This window comes from Sulfurimonas hydrogeniphila (assembly GCF_009068765.1).
In the GTDB taxonomy this organism is placed as follows: Bacteria; Campylobacterota; Campylobacteria; order Campylobacterales; family Sulfurimonadaceae; genus Sulfurimonas; species Sulfurimonas hydrogeniphila.
Map to the genome: position 1 here is coordinate 1558321 of NZ_CP035534.1, position 14926 is coordinate 1573246.

Below are 14926 nucleotides of genomic sequence, written 5' to 3' on the forward strand. Positions count from 1 at the left end.
CATGAAGATATTAATTATAGAAAATGAAGTGTATTTAGCCCAGAGTATTGCAACAAAACTAGGTGAACTTGGTCACACATGTGAAATGTGTACATCCACCAGAGATGCCATCGGGAGTAACAACTATGATGTTGTTTTACTCTCGACAAACATCAACGGACAGGATTTTAACCCGCTTATAGAAACATTTAAGAACTCTATCGTTATTTTAATGGTTTCCTACATTAGCAATGACACGGTTTCAAAACCACTGAGTGCCGGGGCAAAGGACTATATCCTCAAACCTTTCATGATTGAAGAGCTTGTACGGAAAATTGACCATTATCAGGATTATGAAAAACTCAAAAAACGCACTGAAGCCTATGAAAAATATCTTGCACACACATTTTCCAATACAAAACATGAACAGAATTTGGATGAAATTGAGTTGCCGCTTTTCGTATCATCCAATTTTCAAAAATATGCGGATGCATTCGCCTTTGAATATGCCCAAAAGAAAAATCTTCCCATACATTTTTTATCATTAAGTGATTCAAAAGCATTAAATGAGATAGCTTCGCTGCCACAAAATTCAATTATATATATCATTGATTATCAGGCACTCAAAAAAAGTGATAAAAAACGTTTTTGTGACCTGATACAGGGGAAAAAAGCCATTATCGCCAGCAGCGATAAAATTGAGGAAGTCGCCTACCCTGTTATAGAGATAAAAAGCGACAGCAATGTTTTTGACAAAGGAGAAATCCTGCCAATAGAAGATTATGTCAAATTTATTGTTTTAAACTATCAAGACAAATATCCGGATACAGAATTGTCAAAAAAACTTGGGATAAGCCGCAAAAGTTTATGGGAAAAAAGAAAAAAATATGACATCATCAAGAAAAAATAAAACAATTTATATAGACAAAGAGGCTGCTTCTGTTCTTGAACTCGTTACAGAAGGCCTTTTGGCCCCTGTAACAAAACTTATGAATGAACAGGAATCCAAGGAAGTCCTGCAAACCGGTCTTGTAAACGGTCAGTCTTTTCCCTTCCCTTTTATATTGGCTCCTTCGGGCAAAAAAAATGAAAAAATCATTCCTACCTTGGAGCCGGGCGAAGAAGTTACTATTATCTGCAATGGTAAAGAGTTTGCTGTGCTGTGTGTCGAAGAAACTTTTCAAATTAATCCCAAGGAACGGGTAAAGCACATCTATGGCACTGATGACCTCACCCATCCGGGTGTCATGGCCACCATTAAAAGAATAGGCACCTGGGCACTTAGCGGTAACTATACCATTCTCAGTAAAACAAAACACAAGAACAAAATAAAAATCCAAAAAGCAAAAGAACTCATAGGAGCAAAACACACCTCCTCTTTGATGATGGGAGTCAACCCGCTTCACCGTGCCCATGAAAGGCTGATTCGCCAAACACTTGAAAGTACCGATCTGCTTGTTATATTTTTACTCAAACCTTATGACAATGCAAATTTAAAGTATGAAGTACGGAAAGAAGCATTAGAATATTTTATCAATAATTTTCTTCCTAAAAACCGGGTAATTATTATTCCTCTTGAAAACAGCTATATCTTTGCAGGCTACAATGAAATTATTGTCGATGCAATTGTCGCAAAAAACTATGGCTGCGACAGACTGACCATTGGCCGTAATCATGCCGGTTTAGGCATGTTTTATGACTGTAATTCAAACAAATCGATCATAGACAAAGTTACAGGCATAGATATCGAGATTACCGTTGCAAGTGAGTATGTGTACTGTGATGAGTGCAAAACGCTTGTGAGCAAAAACACCTGTCCTCACGGACAGCATCATCAGATCTCTTACCATGCGGACTCAATTTTGGCACTTTTGGAGGCAGGACTTTTACCTCCTGCTGTTCTTATACGGAAAGAAATTTCATCATTTTTACTTTCTAAACTCTTTCCGAACAGGTTTAAAAATCTTGAAAAACTCTATTATGACACTTTTCCGGTAAAAGGTTTGCTTGAAGAACATACAGAAAAAGATTTTTATCTTGAGTTAATGAAACTCTATCAAACAACATCACTGACATAAGGAAAACAATGAACTGGTTTTTTCTCACTTTAGGCTACAGCGGACTCTCTCCTAAAGCTCCCGGGACTATGGGAACACTGGCTTCACTGCCGCTTGGTATGGCAATACTTGTCTACTTTGATGCAACTACACTTTTTTTGGCGGCACTGCTTATTTCGATTATAGCCATTAAAGTTATTAACAAATATGAAGATGAAACAGGCAATCATGATGACCAAAGAATAGTGATAGATGAACTTGCCGGGATGTGGTTTGCACTCAGTGTTGCACCCGCTGTCGGTGTTGCAAGCACTGAGATAACGGATCTTCAAAATGGGTTTTTGGTGCAGGCACTTCTCTCTTTTGTTCTTTTTCGATATTTTGATATAACAAAACCCTCTATTATAGGGAGAATAGACCGTGAAGCAAAAGGCGGCGTCGGCGTGATGGGAGATGATATTATTGCAGGTTTTGCGGCCGGAATCTCCTCAGCTGCGCTTTGGCAGGGATGGCTCTACATCAGTAAAATGATATAAAACATCCCCCGTCAATGCCATTAAGTTAAGCAAATCAATACTTTCTCGGAACCGGTACTTCAGTGCCGGCTGTTACAATAGTCTTGCCACTCTCAGCCCGGACTAAAGTCCGTGTTGCGAAAAATCAATATATCTCCTTTACCCGTCCTACTTCGCCACTCATCAAACGGACTTTAATACCGTGAGGGTGTGTTGCAGATTTTGTAAGAATATCTCTGACAATCCCGTCTGTTAAATAGCCGCTTTCCTGATCCTGCTTTAAAACGATGGCAACAGAAGCACCCTGTTTGATATCTGCTCTTTTCGTACCCTTATTCATGTTCATCCTTTGTTTCATTATAAATTGAGAGAGACGGAAAGGCAAATTCTAAAGAGTTTCTTTCAAAAATTATCATTATTTTTTCCATAACATCCTGCTTCGTCTTCAGCCACTCTTCCCACTCCACTGATTTTGAAAAACAGTATACAAGTATGTTAATGCTTGAATCTGCAAACTCGTCAAGATACACAAGCAGTGTCTTTTTGACACCTTCAAGATCATCTTTAGAAACAAGTTTTGCTATATGTCCATACTCAATCTCATGCTCATATTTTGTATTTTTTGTTGCAATTTTCGGATGATTTTGCAGCATTTCTCTGATTTCTTTGATGGCATTTTTAATATCTTCCTGTCTGGAGTCATATTTTACACCCAGTTTCATCTTTATTCTGCGTCCAAGTTTTCTTTTGTTCCAGTTTTTTATATCTTTGGATGCAAAGGTGCCGTTTGGAATGGCAATAAGAGCATTATCAAAGGTTCTTAGTGTTGTCACACGCAGACCGATTTCAACAACAACACCCTCTTTGCCGTCAACTTCTATCCAGTCGCCTTGTGAAAATACATCGCTGAAAAGGACAGAGAGTGTTCCAAAAAAGTTTGAAATTGTATCTTTTGCTGCAAAAGCAACCGCAAAACCACCAATTCCAAGACCAGAAAGTACAGCGGTCAAGTCAACACCGGCAAAATACAGAACAATCAGCAAACCGATAATGACAATAAAGAAATTGATAATTTTCAATCCGACATTAATCAGTTCGCTTTTTATATTTGATTTTTCTTTTTCAAAAGTATTGAGCTTGATAATGGCTGCCGTATTGACAATAATATAAATAATATATGTAAAATAAAAGCCGTATATCATGTTAAATATACGACTTACTTCCTCTATGGAGCTGAAATTATTGTAAACATATATAACCATGTTTACATTAATAATCAGGATGAGGATCTCTATACTTTTACGCAGTTTCTCAAGAATCTGTTCAGAGTATCTGCTTAAAAAGTCTATTTGAAGAAACAGTTTTTGCAATGCGATATAAAAAACTTTTCTTAAAACATAAATTACCAAAATCAGCAAAAAGATAATAATAAGCTTCACAACACTCAGTCCGTACGACTCTAAAAACCCATCTACAGCTTTCACCACCGTAAAGGAGTTAATAAAAACAACAGGCTTGATTATATGGTATTTGACATATTTGTTCAGTCGGTAGAGTTTATTCTCTGCTTTGTATAAAAAGGCTATAAAATCACTGTTTATCTCCTGCAGCGCATAGTATTCCTCTATATTTTTTTTTGCCGCTTTTAAGATGGGAGAAGGATCTTTGAGTGCCAAAATATGTTTATAGTCTTTTGCTGTAATTTTACTCAGGGCTTCTTGATTCTGTGCCGTATAAACATTTAATTTTTCTTCAAAATCCTGAATATTCGGTACATCCAACGACAAAAGTACATTTTTAATCAATATGTTCTGATTTTTGACAATTTCATACGACTTCAATTGTGCCTCATCTCTGATTACGGCATATCCGTTACCCAGCCGTCTGTTAATCGCAATGATTTTTTTCAGTGAAAATATTTCCTTGCTGAAATCCTGCACATTCTCAATATACTGCTGTTTGTTTGAGATGATAGTATTGAGTTCCTGATCATACATGTACTCCTGTTTTTGCAGTAAATTTTCTATCTGCTCCTGGGAGAGATTTGCATCATTCATTTGATACACCAGCTGTAACTGTGCATCTATAAACTCTGAGTATTTTACCTTTGCACTCAATGTCCCGGCAAATATAAAAACAAAAGTCAGTAAAATTAATTGAACTTTTTTAATGGGAAATCCTTTATTATATACCTTCAGCTATCATAGCATCAGCTACTTTTTTAAATCCTGCAATATTTGCACCATCAACATAATTCCCCTCTACTCCATAGTCTTTTGCCGTAAGCGCCACCCGTTTACAGATCATCTGCATCGTCTCCTGAAGCTTGTAGTTCACCTTTTCATAACTCCATTTACTCATAGAAGCATTTTGACTCATCTCAAATTCACTCACAGCCACACCCCCTGCATTGGCAGCTTTAGCCGGTGCAAAGCATACTTTATGCGATTGCAGCAAAGCAATAGCATTTGGAGTCGATGGCATATTCGCACCCTCAGAAACACTCACGCAGCCGTTTTCTATAAGGTTTTGTGCATCCGCTTCAAAGAGTTCGTTTTGCGTAGCGCACGGAAAAGCCGCATAACACGGAATATTCCAAACAGCATGCTCCCCTTCAGGGTACTCTGATACAGGCGTATATTTTGCCTCTGTATGTGTCTGTACATACATTTCCAAAGAATTGCTTCGATTCAGTTTTAACTCTTTTACCAGAGCCAGGTCAATCCCTCTTGGATCATACACTGTCCCGTGAGAATCCGAACATGTCACTACAACAGCACCAATCTCCTGCAGCTTTTCGATTACATGTAAAGCAACATTTCCAGCACCGCTGACTGTGCATATTTTCCCCTCAAGCGGCTCTTTGTTTTCAATTTCAAGCATACTCTGTGTAAAATAGACCACCCCGTAGCCTGTTGCTTCGGGACGCATTAAAGAACCTCCGAAAAAATAGGGTTTTCCGGTCAAAGCACCTTCGTATGAAGATGTAATCTTTTTATACTCTCCAAAGAGATAGCCGATTTCCCGGGCACCGACTCCGATGTCACCGGCAGGAACATCTATGCGCGGCCCGATATATTTATGCAACTCTGTCATAAAGGCTGTACAAAACTTCATAACTTCAAAGTCACTTTTTCCTTTTGGATCAAAATCACTCCCTCCTTTGGCACCACCTATAGGTAAACCCGTCAGTGAGTTTTTCAAAATCTGCTCAAAACCCAAAAACTTCAAAATCCCTTCATTCACACTCGGATGAAAACGGAGTCCTCCTTTATAGGGTCCGAGTGCGTTGTTAAACTGTACTCTGTATCCTGTATTTACCTGTATTTGATTATTGTCATCCAGCCAGGTCACTTTAAACTTTATAATCCTGTCAGGAACGACCAATCTGTCTAAAATTCCGAATCTGCTGTATCTCTCATCAGACTCAAGCAACGGGGCAATCGAGTAAATCACCTCCTCCATCGCCTGGTAAAATACATTGTTTTCAGCACAGTTACCATGCTCAAATTTTTTAATTTCTTTCTCTGCTATCGACAAAAAGAATCCTTTATAAACTACTATTGTGAAGGAATTGTAGCACAAGCTGGAAAAAAAGTAAAAACTATTGAAAAAAGTCACAAATTTATCATAAAAGCCCTTGCTTTAAGTCAGTCATAATATATAACATATTATTATGTGACAATCTTGTGATTTACTTATAAGGAACATATTCATGTTTAGAAACAAAAGCATAAAAGAACTGATGTGGCTATTAACAATAGTTATTGTTGTATCTCTCGTCGGTGCAGCCGGATTTACATATTATGCGCTTAACAGCATAGAAAAAGAGTTCAATGAGATAAAAGAGAGTTCCATTGACACATCTCTGACTATCTATGATATAGAAAAAAGAATGAACTATATCAGCAGAAATGACAGAGATGTTATGCTCGGCGGCGATATTGAAAAAGACAAAAGAGAGCTCAGAGAAAATATCAGTGCAATTGCAGAAAATTTCAAAAAACTTGAAAAAGTGTCCAAAAACGGTTCCAATGCAGAACTTCTGAAAAAGGCAAAATATTCAACACTGAAATTTATCAATGAAGCATATAAGTATATAGATTCTTTAAGCGCTGATGATATTAAAAACAACAAAGAAGGCATTTACCACGTTTATCATCAAAAACTCTCGCCTTTGGCTATGGAGTCACGAAAATATTTTAAAACATTTGTAAAAAACAAAAAAGAACAATTTATAAAAGATATGAAAGCCATGAGAAGCGCCATAACATTTTACAAATTATTTGTACTTGGTTCAAGTCTCCTTATTATCATTATATTATTTTTGCTCACTACAAAAATCAGAACTTCCATAGTTTCGGGTATCAACAGATTCAGATGTCTGATAGAGACTGCTTCCAATGGTGATTTCAGCAAAAAGAATGAAATCAGAACACAGGGAGACACCGAACTTGATGCTATGGGCAAAGCACTCAAAATCCTTATAGAACACACTGAAAATATGATTCATGAAGTAAATACTGCTATAACAAATGCCTCCCAGGGTGACTTTTCCAAACCTATCTCTACTGAAGGAATGCACGGAGAGTTCCTGGTTGCTATCAGAAATGTCAGTAAAAGTATAGATTTTATGCGTGAACAGTATCAAAAAGCACAAAGAGACTCTTTTAACTCAAAACTGAGTGTAAAAAGCGTCAATGTGTCCGAATCTCTTACCGTTATTCAATCTGATTTAAAAACAAATATAGAAAAAATCAAAGAAGTAACACATGCTACAGATTCTGCTGCAAAACTTGCAAATGACTCTCGGGCAAATATCAACACTGTTGTCAATGGACTGCATGAACTCAATGAACAGGTAGGTACAAACCATTCAAATATAGATGAACTTGCTTCACAAACAAATAATATTACATCAGTCATCGAGCTTATTACCGATATTGCCGATCAGACAAATCTTTTAGCTCTTAATGCTGCCATAGAAGCAGCCCGTGCAGGTGAACATGGTCGAGGATTCGCAGTTGTAGCAGATGAAGTCAGAAAACTTGCAGAACGTACACACAAGGCTACAAGCGAAATTTCAATCTCTATAAAATCACTCCAGCAGGGTATGAGCGAAATTCAGACAAGTTCTGAACTGATGAAAGAGACAGTAGATGCCTCTACCGCTAAAATAGAAGAGTTTGAAACGACACTCATTGAACTGAGTGACTCCTCAACAAAAATTGTAGACCAGTCATACTATATGGAAAACAGTATATTTATTGTACTGGCAAAAATAGATCATATTTTATATAAATCACGAGCATATAACTCTTTGATTTCTTTGAAAAAAGTACTCAAAGCAGTCTCTTCTCATGAATGTAATCTTGGAAAATGGTATGATCATGAAGGAAAAGAACGATTTAGCAATACTTCGGCTTATCCGCAAATAGCACAACCTCATAATATTGTCCATGAAAATGCAAACAAAAATCTTGCATTCCTTGATAAAACAAACGCGCAAGAAGAGGTATTGGAACATGCTCAGGATATTTTACACAACTTCGAAGATATGGAAAAAGCATCAGAAGAACTCTTTATACTTCTTGACACTATGCTGAGTCAAACACAAAGAGAAGAATAAGCTCTTTGTTTACTCCCACTCCTCATATTTGGAGTGAGAGTGCTTGTCTTTTTTATACCGTTTGGCATTTTTACTTTTCTCCAACTGGTTTATACTGTAAAGCAGTTCTTCTTTAATATTATCAATATCTTCATCAGAATCTTTATAGCCTATCATTTTTTTTACGAGCTGTTGCAGATCCTGCAGTTCACCCTTGTACAGTTGCACCTCTTCCACCCGATTGAGCAGTTTCAGCGCATTGTCAATCTTTTTATTGTACTTTTCATGGTCCAGGGCATCGCTGTTTAGCAAGTAGGACAAAATACTTTTTTTAAATCTTTCCAGTGCTCGGATATACCGAAGCCTGTTTGCATTCTCGATTGCTTTTTTTGATGCTGCCATTGTAAGCCTATTATTTATTTATGAGTATAATTATACAAGAGATTTCTAAGAACTCGAACAATATTTGGAGAAAATACCATGAAAAAAGCAATTTTACTGCTGATGCTCTTTGCTCTGTCCTTAGCAGCAGAAGTAAAAAATGAATATATTTCACAAGAATTACTCAAGCAAAATATTCCTATTGTAGATATCAGAACACCGGGAGAATGGAAAGAGACCGGTCTTTTAAAAGGTGCAATTCCTATCATGTTTTGGGATGCAAGAGGAAACTATGATGTAAGAAAATTTTTAAATGAATTACATAAAAAAGTTGACACCACAAAACCTTTCGCCCTTATCTGCCATACAGGCAGCAGAACTTCCATAGTCGCGCCGTGGCTTGCAAAAGAGTTTGGGTATAAAGTAATCAACCTCAAGGGTGGAATGGAGTATGCAACCAAAGGGTTACATCTCAAAACAGTATCCTACAGGCAATGAGTCGATTAAAAACAGTTTTAAAATTTCTTCTTTTTCTGACACTCCGAATTGTGATAACATTCGGAGTGCTTGGATTGCTGATTTTTCTTCTCTGGGGTGCTCTTTATCTTATTTTTTACTAAATCCGAATCAGAGTAATGATTTTATAACATTACTGACCCCTTGGTGCAGATTATAATTGGCTATTGGAAAGTCCAGACTTTCATTTTCCAAGTTCACCGTATACCTGCTTAAATATGTCCCTAACTCACTCAAGTCTATCGGTGTGTACTGCTCACATTTCTCCTCTTCAAGTTTTGTCCGTACTAATTTATTTGCCTCATTAGAGTGTGCAAGGGTAAAAGCCAGTGTTTTCAAACTCAAAAAATCACTCCATCGAAGAAAAATTTCGGGAGTCAACGTCTCTATATACTCTCCTTCCGGTGTAAACAACAGGTCATTGTCCCGCAAAGGAATCAGTACCGATAAAATTGCACGTGAAAAGGGGGCCACTTTATCACTCCAAAATGGTGACTCATTTCTTGTTTTGAGCTCTTTTTCAATTTCATTTACTATCGTATCTAGACTTTCATTTTTAAAAAGTTCATATGTTTTTTGTTTCATACCCTCATCCATGTAATATTTTTTATAATCATACACTTTTAGTATATAATTTCACATTTAAAAAGGAGCAATAGTATGAAATTACATAAAAGTTTTATCACAAACCTCACTGCGCTGTTTCTTGTTGGAATATCTTTTATAGTGCCTTTATACAAAGAAGCTTTATTATATGCAGGTCTGTTTGCACTCTCTGGTGCCTTGACAAATCAGTTGGCAATTCACATGCTCTTTGAAAAAGTACCGTTTTTGTATGGTTCCGGTGTTATCGTAGAGAGATTTGAAGCATTTAAAAGTGCTATAAAAAATCTTATCATGAATGAATTTTTCACAAAAGAACAGCTGGAAAAGTTTTTTGCCAATGAAGAAAAAAAAATAAACCTTGTACCTATCATAGAAGAGACAGATTTTACACCTGCTTTTGATGCTTTAAGCAAAACAGTAATGGAGTCCTCTTTTGGCGGCATGTTAGGGATGTTCGGCGGAGAAAATGCCTTGAACACTTTAAAAGAACCTTTTACAAACAAACTTAAATCAGCAGTCATAAAAATAGTCACATCCAAAGCATTTAATGACACCCTGCAACACCACCTTAGCCATTCATCCTTAAATGACGATATGATACAATCAATCGAACGCGTTGTAGATGCAAGACTAAGTGAACTGACGCCTCAAATGGTCAAAGATATCATACAAAAAATGATACATGAGCACCTTGACTGGTTGGTTGTATGGGGTGGCGTATTTGGAGGGCTGATCGGACTACTGAGTTCTTTTATACTATAGAAGTTTAAACAACTTCTATAGTTACATCATCACCTACACTCAACACATCGCCTGCTCTTATTTTGGCTCGTTTTCGCAGTTCAACTTCTCCATTACGGGTCACATATCCGTCAGCTACAATCATTTTTGCCTGTGCGCCGCTGTCTACAAGATCTAACACTTTTAATAATTTATACAACTCTATATACTCATCTTTTAACTCAAATTTCATCTACTCTCCTCTTTATAATTTTCAGTTTTTCTGACCGTGATAATTTTTTTATTTCATATTCACGCTTTGAAGCACTGCTTCTGTTTGTATGTTCTTCATTATATACCAATCTTACCGGTCTTCTGATTTTAGTATATTTTGCACCTTTTTCTGAATAGTTATGTTCAGAAACCCGTCGTTTCAAATCTGTTGTTATCCCTGTATACAGGCTATTATCACTACATTGTAAAATATATACATAATATACCATTTATACGTCCTTTCATCAAACTATATCATAACTACAGTATCATTTTGTAACAATTTCTTAAAAATATATGAATTTAGTTGTAAATAACAAAAAGTTATAATATAATAAAGACTTAATTTATCACAAATTGGTCACTTTTTTTTAATATAGGAAAAGAACATGGAAAAACAAAAAGTAATAATAGTCGAAGATGATGAAATCACATCACTTAACTTAAATATGTCTTTACAAAAGCACGGATACAGTGTGGTGGCGATGTGTGATAATGCTCCTATGGCAAAAAGTAAAATAGCTACACACAATCCGGATGTCATTATTATTGATATCTCTTTACAAGAAAGCAATGACGGAATCGAACTTGCAAAAACTATAAAAGAAAAATATGATATTCCTTTTATTTATCTCACTTCGTACAGTGATGATGACATTATTGCCCAGGCAAAACTTACTGAACCTTATGGATATATTGTAAAACCTTTTGACCCCGGATCTCTGCATGCAACTATTCAAATGGCTTTGTTCAAATACCAACAGGAAAATGAGAGAAAAGAGAATATCAATTCACTCAAAGTAGATAAACTGAATCTTGAAAAATTACTCTATTCCAAGCGTTCACAAGACAAACCAATTGTTCCGTTCGGGGGTGGTGATTACCATCTTGACATCAGTATATGCGAAACCTTTTACAAAGGGAAAAAAATCAAGCTTACAAAAAAAGAAAATGCTTTTTTACGCCTTCTTGTTGCCCAACTTGGTTTGGTTGTATCATTTGAGCAGGCAATGAACTATGTCTGGGACGAGCACGGTGCTACAGAAAACAGCGTCAGAACACTGGTTTGGAGACTGCGGAATAAACTTGAAACAGACATTATAAAAAATGCCTCAGGAATTGGCTATTATATAGAAGATTAATTTATTTTAATGGATGCAATTTTTTCTTCTATTTCTTTCAGGGTTTGCTCATAATTATAGTCTGCATTTTCAAGTTTTGCCATTCTTTCCATTTCAGTTGCATTTTTTTGTAAAATTTCAATTCTGAAATTTCCACTTGACCCTTTAATACTATGAGCCAGAAGTGCTGTTTTTTTATAATCTCTTGCAGCAACCGCTTTTGCCAAGTCACTCAGGGTCGTTTTCATTTTTTTGATAAAAAGTGTCAAAAGCATAATAAGTTCATCTTCATTCAACATCAACTCTTTCATCAGTTTCTTCGCATCCAACCCTGTAATCTTTTGGTTGTCAGCGGAAGATACATCTGTTTTATCTTCCTGTATAACACTGTAGGAATCCAGTTTCAGATATGCCATAAAAACACGTTCCAACTCTTTTAAAACCAGAGGCTTCCCTAAAAATGTGTCAAATCCGTTCAGTAAATCTCTCTCTTTACTCCCCTTTAACACATTGGCCGTCAGGGCAGAGATTGGCGTATGACTTAAACCGTTTTTTTCCTCGTATTCGATAATTTTAATGACGGCATCTGTTCCGTTCATAACAGGCATCTGTTCATCCATAAGAATCAAATCATATTTGTTTTTTTGATACAGTGCAACCGCTTCTTTTCCATTGTGAGCCAAATCAAATGTCAAGCCATATCTGTTGAGGACAATCTTCATTAATTCCTGGTTTGCCTCATTGTCCTCAGCAACCAGGATATGTCCCTTAAATCTATTGGATATTTTTTTATTATGAATTAATGATAATTCAGGGTTGAGCAGCTCATTGAAATGTTTATGAATTTTTGAACAATACAGAGGAAAACTCATCGCTTTGATGTGCGCATAGTGTTCATATGTATCATACTCTTTGCTCATAAGTGCTATATATTTTTTCCCAGAGTAGATAATCTCTTTTTGTATGTTTATGTCACATGTCTCATGTACAAATATACATATGTCAAACTCGCAGTCCAGCGTCTCTACAACACTGATGTTCATCGCAAAAATTTCAGCATACTTCAAAAAGGATTCATGTCGGAAATCCAAAACTTTGTCTTTTGCATAAAGTACCATTTTTAGTTTCTGAAAATCACTGATATCTTTAAATACCTGACACTCATCATTTTGCACTGCAACAGGAATATCCAGCCAAAAGGTACTGCCCTCTCCCACCTGTGATTCTACATGAACACTTCCATTCATTAACTCTGCAAGCTGGTGTGATATACACAGACCCAGGCCCGTTCCCTCTTTGTTGTTGTTTTGGCTAAACTGTGCCTGTGTAAATGCTACAAATATACTTTCCATATCTTTTTCGTTTATGCCGACTCCGTTGTCTGTTACACTGATTTTCAGTTGGTTGTCATGACAGCTTGCTTCAACCTTTATCACACCGCCGTCGGGTGTAAATTTTATGGCATTACTTAAAAAATTTGAGACTATCTGTTGAATTCGAAGGACATCGCCAAACAACTCTTTTGGAATACGAGGATCTATAAATGAAGTAATGGTAATATTTTTTGAATTTGCACTGGCTACAAAAAGCTCCATCGTATGGCTTAGCTCTTCATGCAGAGAAAAAATCTTTGGTTCAATCGTAAACTCACCGCTTCTCAGTTTTGAAAAGTCCAAAATATCATTGATAATACTCAGTAAGTTTTCGCCGCTGCTTAATATAATATCTAAATAATTTCTATGTTTATTGCTTATATCTTCATCCATCAAAAGGTTTACAAAGCCTAAAATAGCATTTAAAGGCGTGCGAATTTCATGAGACATATTGGAAAGAAAGTACTCTTTTGCCTGAGAAGCACGCAGTGCTTCCTGTCTTGCGTCAATAAGCTTTTGAAAAATACTGTCTGTATAATACTTTAAAATACCTTTAAAATTTTTATCAAAAATATACGAAATTTCTTCAAAGATCTCTTTTGAATTTATCTTCGCATCATAAGTGAACTCTACCATAGAACGACGAAAATTACTGCATATCTCAAACAACTCGTCAGCACTGATTTCACGATGTTTCAAATAGGCCAAAAACTCCTGCATAACAGGACAGTCACCGATATCTCTCTCACCCGCGATTACACCCATAAAGTAGTCAAATACACCGCTGGCATATTTTTCTATAAATTCTTTTTCATCTATCTTATGTAAATGAAGGATCTCTTTTACAGAAGCATACGATATCCATTGCTGTAATATATCTGACTTTGAAGATACAAATACGCCTTTTACTGCTCTTAAATGGATGCTGCCTTCTTTCATTGTTATACCATTATCCTACATGTAACAAAAAGTATGACGCAACTGTAATGACAAACAGTTTCACCAAAGATATTGCAGTTGTTCCGACAATATTGCCCAATTGGCAACTACTGCATGCGACATAAAGTTTTCCTTCATACTGAGCATAAAAAAAGTAAACTATGTTTAACCCAAGGACTCCGTATATCGTATAAAGTTGATATGTCCATAAAGTCTGTAACGTCTGCTCCTTATCAATAAAGAAAGATGCTACAAGCGGAAGAAGCATAAAAAACATAACGACATGTATGAGTTTCAAAATTTTGTCTCTGAAAAAGACCGTAGGACAGTAATCGGCATTTGTAGTATTTATACCATTTTCTAAATTTTTTTCAAACTTCTCTTTTTCTTCTTTGGACATTTTTTGCACAAAAGTAGCGCCAAAGGTATAGTCTATTTTTCGCTGAATTCTTACAGAAAAATCTCCACTTGCCTGCAGTGACTTATCATTTCCGTTTCTGTCTTGATAAACAACGCTGATAGTTTCAAACCGTTGTATCTGTGCTGTTTTTCCAGGATAGTACAGTGTTGATTCTGTAGCCGTGACAGTACCCTTATGGTTTATCAACCGGGGGTTTATCATCTCTATCAGCTTCCCTTCATCATCTTTTACAATAATCAGGTTATAGTAACTCCCTATCTGATAAGCACTCAAAGCATCCAAATTATTTTCATTGATAGTATCTTTGAGATCTTCTATCAAGGCAAACAATTCATCATCAAATTTTCTTATGTCTACAGCGTATTCTATACTCAGGGGCGTAGGATGCGTTATAATCTCTCTTACCATTATTTTTTA

Annotated in this window: 16 protein-coding genes; 7 read left to right on the forward strand and 9 right to left on the reverse strand. The window is 36.3% G+C overall.

Annotated features, from left to right (window positions below):
• The first annotated feature begins 1 nt into the window (after position 1).
• The 3 genes from ETP70_RS08190 to ETP70_RS08200 are packed head-to-tail and all read left to right on the forward strand — an operon-like array spanning position 2 to position 2572.
• Positions 2–889: a response regulator gene (locus ETP70_RS08190; RefSeq protein WP_151900730.1), complete on the forward strand. Its 888-nt coding sequence runs from the start codon at positions 2–4 to the stop codon at positions 887–889.
• Positions 867–2057, forward strand: a complete 1191-nt coding sequence (locus ETP70_RS08195; RefSeq protein WP_151900731.1) for a sulfate adenylyltransferase — start codon at positions 867–869, stop codon at positions 2055–2057. Before ETP70_RS08190 ends, ETP70_RS08195 begins: the two co-directional genes overlap by 23 nt.
• A gap of 8 nt (positions 2058–2065) precedes the next feature.
• Positions 2066–2572 (forward strand): phosphatidylglycerophosphatase A family protein, encoded by a 507-nt coding sequence (locus tag ETP70_RS08200; protein WP_151900732.1) that lies wholly within the window; start codon positions 2066–2068, stop codon positions 2570–2572.
• Positions 2573–2696: 124 nt separating this feature from the next.
• Here the strand turns inward: ETP70_RS08200 and ETP70_RS08205 are convergent, their stop codons facing one another.
• The 3 genes from ETP70_RS08205 to gdhA form a co-directional block, all read right to left on the reverse strand.
• Complete coding sequence (locus ETP70_RS08205; RefSeq protein ID WP_151900733.1) at positions 2697–2891, reverse strand: YwbE family protein; 195 nt, start codon at positions 2889–2891, stop codon at positions 2697–2699.
• Positions 2884–4668 (reverse strand): mechanosensitive ion channel family protein, encoded by a 1785-nt coding sequence (locus ETP70_RS08210; protein WP_230973245.1) that lies wholly within the window; start codon positions 4666–4668, stop codon positions 2884–2886. Before ETP70_RS08210 ends, ETP70_RS08205 begins: the two co-directional genes overlap by 8 nt.
• Positions 4669–4735: 67 nt before the next feature.
• On the reverse strand, positions 4736–6085 hold the full coding sequence (gene gdhA, locus ETP70_RS08215; protein ID WP_347400469.1) for an NADP-specific glutamate dehydrogenase: 1350 nt from the start codon (positions 6083–6085) through the stop codon (positions 4736–4738).
• Between the two features lie 181 nt (positions 6086–6266).
• On the opposite strand from gdhA, the gene ETP70_RS08220 reads away from it, so the two are divergent.
• A complete protein-coding gene (locus ETP70_RS08220; RefSeq protein WP_151900735.1) occupies positions 6267–8180 on the forward strand; it encodes a methyl-accepting chemotaxis protein in 1914 nt (637 codons plus the stop codon).
• Positions 8181–8189: 9 nt separating this feature from the next.
• Here the strand turns inward: ETP70_RS08220 and ETP70_RS08225 are convergent, their stop codons facing one another.
• The gene (locus tag ETP70_RS08225) at positions 8190–8561 is read right to left on the reverse strand and encodes a hypothetical protein (protein WP_151900736.1); all 372 of its coding nucleotides are present in this window, start codon (positions 8559–8561) and stop codon (positions 8190–8192) included.
• 78 nt (positions 8562–8639) lie between these two features.
• On the opposite strand from ETP70_RS08225, the gene ETP70_RS08230 reads away from it, so the two are divergent.
• The gene (locus tag ETP70_RS08230; RefSeq protein ID WP_151900737.1) at positions 8640–9038 is read left to right on the forward strand and encodes a rhodanese-like domain-containing protein; all 399 of its coding nucleotides are present in this window, start codon (positions 8640–8642) and stop codon (positions 9036–9038) included.
• 129 nt (positions 9039–9167) lie between these two features.
• Here ETP70_RS08230 and ETP70_RS08235 read toward each other — a convergent pair whose 3' ends face one another.
• Positions 9168–9641, reverse strand: a complete 474-nt coding sequence (locus ETP70_RS08235) for a hypothetical protein (RefSeq protein WP_151900738.1) — start codon at positions 9639–9641, stop codon at positions 9168–9170.
• A gap of 75 nt (positions 9642–9716) precedes the next feature.
• Here ETP70_RS08235 and ETP70_RS08240 point away from each other — a divergent pair, with 75 nt between their 5' ends.
• Positions 9717–10424 carry a DUF445 domain-containing protein gene (locus ETP70_RS08240; RefSeq protein WP_151900739.1) on the forward strand — a complete coding sequence of 236 codons (708 nt, stop codon included), beginning with the start codon at positions 9717–9719 and terminating at the stop codon, positions 10422–10424.
• Between the two features lie 4 nt (positions 10425–10428).
• Here ETP70_RS08240 and ETP70_RS08245 read toward each other — a convergent pair whose 3' ends face one another.
• Both ETP70_RS08245 and ETP70_RS08250 read right to left on the reverse strand, forming a co-directional pair.
• The gene (locus ETP70_RS08245; protein ID WP_151900740.1) at positions 10429–10635 is read right to left on the reverse strand and encodes an RNA-binding S4 domain-containing protein; all 207 of its coding nucleotides are present in this window, start codon (positions 10633–10635) and stop codon (positions 10429–10431) included.
• Complete coding sequence (locus ETP70_RS08250; protein ID WP_151900741.1) at positions 10625–10885, reverse strand: GIY-YIG nuclease family protein; 261 nt, start codon at positions 10883–10885, stop codon at positions 10625–10627. Before ETP70_RS08250 ends, ETP70_RS08245 begins: the two co-directional genes overlap by 11 nt.
• A 159-nt stretch (positions 10886–11044) precedes the next feature.
• Between ETP70_RS08250 and ETP70_RS08255 the strand changes: the two genes are divergently transcribed.
• Positions 11045–11797, forward strand: coding sequence for a response regulator transcription factor (locus ETP70_RS08255; protein WP_151900742.1), 753 nt, complete (start codon positions 11045–11047; stop codon positions 11795–11797).
• Here ETP70_RS08255 and ETP70_RS08260 read toward each other — a convergent pair.
• Both ETP70_RS08260 and ETP70_RS08265 read right to left on the reverse strand, forming a co-directional pair.
• Positions 11794–14088 carry a hybrid sensor histidine kinase/response regulator gene (locus ETP70_RS08260; protein WP_151900743.1) on the reverse strand — a complete coding sequence of 765 codons (2295 nt, stop codon included), beginning with the start codon at positions 14086–14088 and terminating at the stop codon, positions 11794–11796. The genes ETP70_RS08255 and ETP70_RS08260 overlap by 4 nt on opposite strands.
• 10 nt (positions 14089–14098) lie before the next feature.
• A complete protein-coding gene (locus ETP70_RS08265; protein WP_151900744.1) occupies positions 14099–14917 on the reverse strand; it encodes a peptide deformylase in 819 nt (272 codons plus the stop codon).
• Positions 14918–14926: the final 9 nt, after the last annotated feature.

Bases quoted from the DNA above. Each gene is read 5' to 3' on its own strand.
- ETP70_RS08235 (WP_151900738.1), bottom strand. From the start codon at position 9,641: ATGAAACAAAAAACATATGAACTTTTTAAAAATGAAAGTCTAGATACG.
- ETP70_RS08245 (WP_151900740.1), bottom strand. From the start codon at position 10,635: ATGAAATTTGAGTTAAAAGATGAGTATATAGAGTTGTATAAATTATTA.
- ETP70_RS08230 (WP_151900737.1), top strand. From the start codon at position 8,640: ATGAAAAAAGCAATTTTACTGCTGATGCTCTTTGCTCTGTCCTTAGCA.
- ETP70_RS08190 (WP_151900730.1), top strand. From the start codon at position 2: ATGAAGATATTAATTATAGAAAATGAAGTGTATTTAGCCCAGAGTATT.
- ETP70_RS08195 (WP_151900731.1), top strand. From the start codon at position 867: ATGACATCATCAAGAAAAAATAAAACAATTTATATAGACAAAGAGGCT.
- ETP70_RS08250 (WP_151900741.1), bottom strand. From the start codon at position 10,885: ATGGTATATTATGTATATATTTTACAATGTAGTGATAATAGCCTGTAT.
- ETP70_RS08200 (WP_151900732.1), top strand. From the start codon at position 2,066: ATGAACTGGTTTTTTCTCACTTTAGGCTACAGCGGACTCTCTCCTAAA.
- ETP70_RS08225 (WP_151900736.1), bottom strand. From the start codon at position 8,561: ATGGCAGCATCAAAAAAAGCAATCGAGAATGCAAACAGGCTTCGGTAT.
- ETP70_RS08255 (WP_151900742.1), top strand. From the start codon at position 11,045: ATGGAAAAACAAAAAGTAATAATAGTCGAAGATGATGAAATCACATCA.
- ETP70_RS08205 (WP_151900733.1), bottom strand. From the start codon at position 2,891: ATGAATAAGGGTACGAAAAGAGCAGATATCAAACAGGGTGCTTCTGTT.
- ETP70_RS08240 (WP_151900739.1), top strand. From the start codon at position 9,717: ATGAAATTACATAAAAGTTTTATCACAAACCTCACTGCGCTGTTTCTT.
- ETP70_RS08220 (WP_151900735.1), top strand. From the start codon at position 6,267: ATGTTTAGAAACAAAAGCATAAAAGAACTGATGTGGCTATTAACAATA.
- ETP70_RS08260 (WP_151900743.1), bottom strand. From the start codon at position 14,088: ATGAAAGAAGGCAGCATCCATTTAAGAGCAGTAAAAGGCGTATTTGTA.
- ETP70_RS08265 (WP_151900744.1), bottom strand. From the start codon at position 14,917: ATGGTAAGAGAGATTATAACGCATCCTACGCCCCTGAGTATAGAATAC.